This is a genomic window from Thermoanaerobaculia bacterium (assembly GCA_035260525.1).
Lineage (GTDB): Bacteria > Acidobacteriota > Thermoanaerobaculia > UBA5066 > DATFVB01 > DATFVB01.
The window spans coordinates 1-3,571 of the sequence record DATFVB010000165.1; the positions used below are offsets into that span (position 1 = coordinate 1).

At 67.3% G+C, this 3,571-nt stretch carries 4 protein-coding genes, 1 tRNA gene and 1 other RNA gene; 5 read left to right on the forward strand and 1 reads right to left on the reverse strand.

Translation table 11 applies throughout. From position 1 onward, the window contains the following. Nucleotides 1–57: 57 nt before the first annotated feature. A tRNA-Ser gene (locus tag VKH46_08125) sits at nt 58–147 on the reverse strand. Nucleotides 148–267: 120 nt separating this feature from the next. On the opposite strand from VKH46_08125, the gene VKH46_08130 reads away from it, so the two are divergent. The 5 genes from VKH46_08130 (at nt 268) to recR (ending at nt 3,492) form a co-directional block, all read left to right on the forward strand. Further along, nucleotides 268–480 carry a hypothetical protein gene (locus VKH46_08130; protein HKB70796.1) on the forward strand — a complete coding sequence of 71 codons (213 nt, stop codon included), beginning with the start codon at nt 268–270 and terminating at the stop codon, nt 478–480. A gap of 33 nt (nt 481–513) precedes the next feature. Then, an RNA gene (gene ffs, locus VKH46_08135) (signal recognition particle sRNA small type) lies at nt 514–613 on the forward strand. Nucleotides 614–687: 74 nt separating this feature from the next. Next, nucleotides 688–2,313 (forward strand): DNA polymerase III subunit gamma/tau, encoded by a 1,626-nt coding sequence (gene dnaX, locus VKH46_08140; protein ID HKB70797.1) that lies wholly within the window; start codon nt 688–690, stop codon nt 2,311–2,313. 2 nt (nt 2,314–2,315) lie between these two features. Continuing rightward, the gene (locus tag VKH46_08145) at nt 2,316–2,609 is read left to right on the forward strand and encodes a YbaB/EbfC family nucleoid-associated protein (GenBank protein HKB70798.1); all 294 of its coding nucleotides are present in this window, start codon (nt 2,316–2,318) and stop codon (nt 2,607–2,609) included. Between the two features lie 286 nt (nt 2,610–2,895). Beyond that, nucleotides 2,896–3,492 carry a recombination mediator RecR gene (recR, locus tag VKH46_08150; protein ID HKB70799.1) on the forward strand — a complete coding sequence of 199 codons (597 nt, stop codon included), beginning with the start codon at nt 2,896–2,898 and terminating at the stop codon, nt 3,490–3,492. Nucleotides 3,493–3,571 lie beyond the last annotated feature (79 nt).

Genomic DNA, 3,571 nt, shown 5'->3' on the forward strand with positions numbered 1-3,571 from the left:
CTCGAAGTAGTTCGCTTCTCGGTGCCGAAGCTTCTGTTTTCGTTATCTCTTCTCGTATGGCGGAGAGTCAGGGATTCGAACCCTGGGTACGGTTTCCCGCACACACGCTTTCCAAGCGTGCTCCTTAAGCCACTCGGACAACTCTCCGCGAGCGGCGGAGGGGAAGTATAGCGCGGCCTGTTTCGGGGAGGATCGCCACGGAAGAGCGCGATTCGCGGTCTGTCGTTTGGAGCCACCGGACGGGACGTTCCGCCTTAAGATCCCGACATGAAAGCCCCTTTCCTCAGCCGCCTCGTCTTCCTATCCGTGGCGCTCGTCCTGGTCTTTGCGGTCGTTTTCACCTGGGGGGACGTCGCGGGGCTCTGGCCCGAGGCGCCTTCGCCCCTTTTCCGAGACACCGACCTGATCGCCGGATTCCTTCTGGTCGCCGGCTTCGCCTGGGCGGCGTTCCGCCCGCGAAAGCGGGACGGCGGAGAGTGAGGTAGAATGCCTCTCTGCCGGGGCCGAGGATGAGTTCGGGTCCTGTGCGACGGAAGTCTCCGAACCTCGTCAGGTCCGGAAGGAAGCAGCGATCAGGAGATGCCTCCGGGCGCCGCAGGGGTGCCTGAACTCATCGTCGGCCTCGGCGCTTTTGCGTCCTCGTCGCTCTTGCGCCTGTTGATGAGACCCTGAGGCGTCGCTGAACCCATGACCGAACCCGCTGCGAACCACGTCGCCCTCCCGCGAAAATGGCGTCCCCGAACGTTCGACACCCTCGTCGGGCAGGAGGCGGTCGCCCGGACTCTCGAGCACGCTCTCGAGTCGGGGCGGATCGCGCACGCCTATCTCTTCACCGGCCCGCGGGGCGTCGGGAAGACGACGACCGCGAGGCTGCTCGCCGCATGCCTGAACTGCGAAAAGGGTCCGACCGCCTCGCCCTGCGGCGAGTGCGCCTCGTGCCGGGAGATCGCCCAGCGCGGCGAGTCGCTCGACACGATCGAGCTCGACGCCGCCTCGAACAACAGCGTCGAGGACGCCCGGGAGCTGATCGAGATCCTCCGATATGCGCCGCAGCGCGACCGCTACCGTGTGCTCATCCTCGACGAGGTCCACATGCTGTCGAAGGCGGCGTTCAACGCGCTGCTGAAGACGATCGAGGAGCCGCCCGAGCACGCCGTTTTCATCCTCGCGTCGACCGAGCTCCACAAGATCCCCGCGACGATCGTTTCCCGCTGCCAGAAGTTCTCCTTCCGGCGTCTGACGGACGCGGAGGTCGAGGATCGCCTGCGCACCGTCGCCGAGCGCGAAGGCTTCACCGTGACGCCCGGCGCCGCGGCCCAGATCGCGCGCGCCGCCGACGGGTCGCTTCGGGACGCGTTGTCGCTCCTCGAACAGGCCGCGACCCTCTCCAGCGGCGCCGTCGACGAGCGCCGATGCGCGGAGATCTTCGCGTTCGTCGACCGGGCGATGCTCGAAGCGCTCTTCGCCGCGGCGGTCTCCGGCAACCGGCCCGAGGTCCTCGCGATCGTCGGGAGGGCGCGCGAGGAGGGGGTCGACCCGCGGCACGCGGCCCGCGAGTTCACGTCGATGCTTCGGGACATCCTGGTCGCTTCGGCCGAAAAGGGGGAGAGAAACGCCGAGAAGAAGGACGAGCGCGCGGGCAAGCTCGCGGCGCTCGCGCCGTACGACACGCAGCTCCGCGCCGTCTCGCTGCAGCTGGAGACCGAACGGCAGCTCGCCCGCGCGGCCGATCCCTGGATCGTCTGGGAAATGTCGCTCCTGAAGATGGCGGAGCTCCCCCGGCTTCGGGCGCTCGAGGAGTCGCTCGCCGGGAAGACCTCGGCGCCGGCGGCGCCTGCGCCTCCGCCCGCCGATCGTCCGCGGTTCGTGTCGCTGGTCCCCGCCCCGCCGCCGGAAGAGGCGGACCCGGCGCCGTCGGCGTCCGACCCGGTCTCCGATTTCGTCCGGCGCGTTCTCTCGCGGCGCGTCACGATCGGGACCTATCTCACGCTCGCGACGCGGATCGAGGCGAAGGGGACGGATCTCGTGATCGAATTCCCGATCGACAAGGCCTCCGCCCGCGACGCCCTGCAGAAGCCGGATCCGCTCAAGCTCCTCGCCGAAGAGGCGGGGCAGGCATTCGGGCACGCGCTCTCGATCCGGCTGACGACCGGTCCGCCGGTCAACGGCGATCTCGCCGCGGCCGCCCGGGAAGTCCCGCCGCAGATCCTGTCTCGGGAGCGCGCCGCGTCGCGCGCGCAGGACGACCCGATGGTCCAGAAGGCGATGGCCCTCTTCCGGGGCGAGGTCGTCGACGTCAAAGAGGAAGAGTGACGATGAACATCCGCCAGATGATGAAGCAGGCGCAGGCGATGCAGGACAAGGTCCAGGCCGAGCTCGCCGCGATGAAGATCGAAGGCACGGCCGGCGGCGGCGCGGTGACGATCGCGATGTCCGGGACGAAGGAGATCACGGCCTGCCGCATCGACAAGGATGCCGTCGATCCGTCGGACCTCGAAATGCTCCAGGACCTGATCGTCGCCGCCGCCCGCGACGCCGGCCGCAAGGTCGACGAAGAAGTCCAGCGGAAGACCTCGAAGATGCTGGGCGGAATGGTGCCGGGGCTTTGAAGAGAAAATTCGAAATTCGAAGTTCGAAATCCGAAACAAATTCAAATTACGAAATCTCAAAGTCCGAGACGAGCCCGAAATCCGAATGATGGAAACTCGAAATGCGAACGACCTGCTCATGGGCCCGGAGTCGGATGCCCGTCCGACATGCGCGAATCCGGCCGGAGCTTCCGGCACGGCGCGGGCACATCGGGTCCGTCGGCCCGTTTCGGGTTTTGAATTTCGAATTTTCGGTCTGTTTTGGATTTTGGATTTCGGATTTCAGATTTCGGATTTCTCCAGATAGATGTCCCTCCTTCCCAAGAGCTTCGAGCGGCTCGCGGCAGCCTTCGAACGGCTCCCCGGCATCGGCGCAAAGGGTGCCGCGCGCATCGCCTACCACCTTCTCCGGGCGCCCCGCGAAGAGGCCGCGGCGCTCGCGGAGGCGGTCGTGTCCGCCCGGGAGCGCGTCCGCCGCTGCTCGATCTGCAACATGCTGACCGAAGAGGATCCATGCCCGGTGTGCTCCGACCCGGCGCGCGACGGATCGATTCTCTGCGTCGTGGAGGACGCCGCCGACGTCCCGGTGATCGAGCGCACCCGCGAGTTCCGCGGCCGCTACCACGTCCTGGGAGGAGCGCTCTCGCCGCTCCGCGGCGTGGGGCCGGAAGACATCGACATACGCGGACTGCTCGAGCGCGTCGACGGCGGCATCCGGGAGGTGGTCGTCGCGACCGACCCGAACGTCGAGGGGGAGGCGACCGCGCTCTACCTCGCGCGGCTGCTCAAGCCCCGGAACGTCTCGGTCACGCGGATCGCGTTCGGCCTTCCCGTCGGGGGCGACCTCGAGTACGCGGACGAGGTCACCATGGCGCGGTCGCTCATGAATAGAAGGGAAATCTAGCGCGCCGATGCATCGACCCGGTCCGCCTCGCCGAGCTACGGCGTGATTTAGTCGAGAGTTCGCGCGAGCCGTAAGGGCC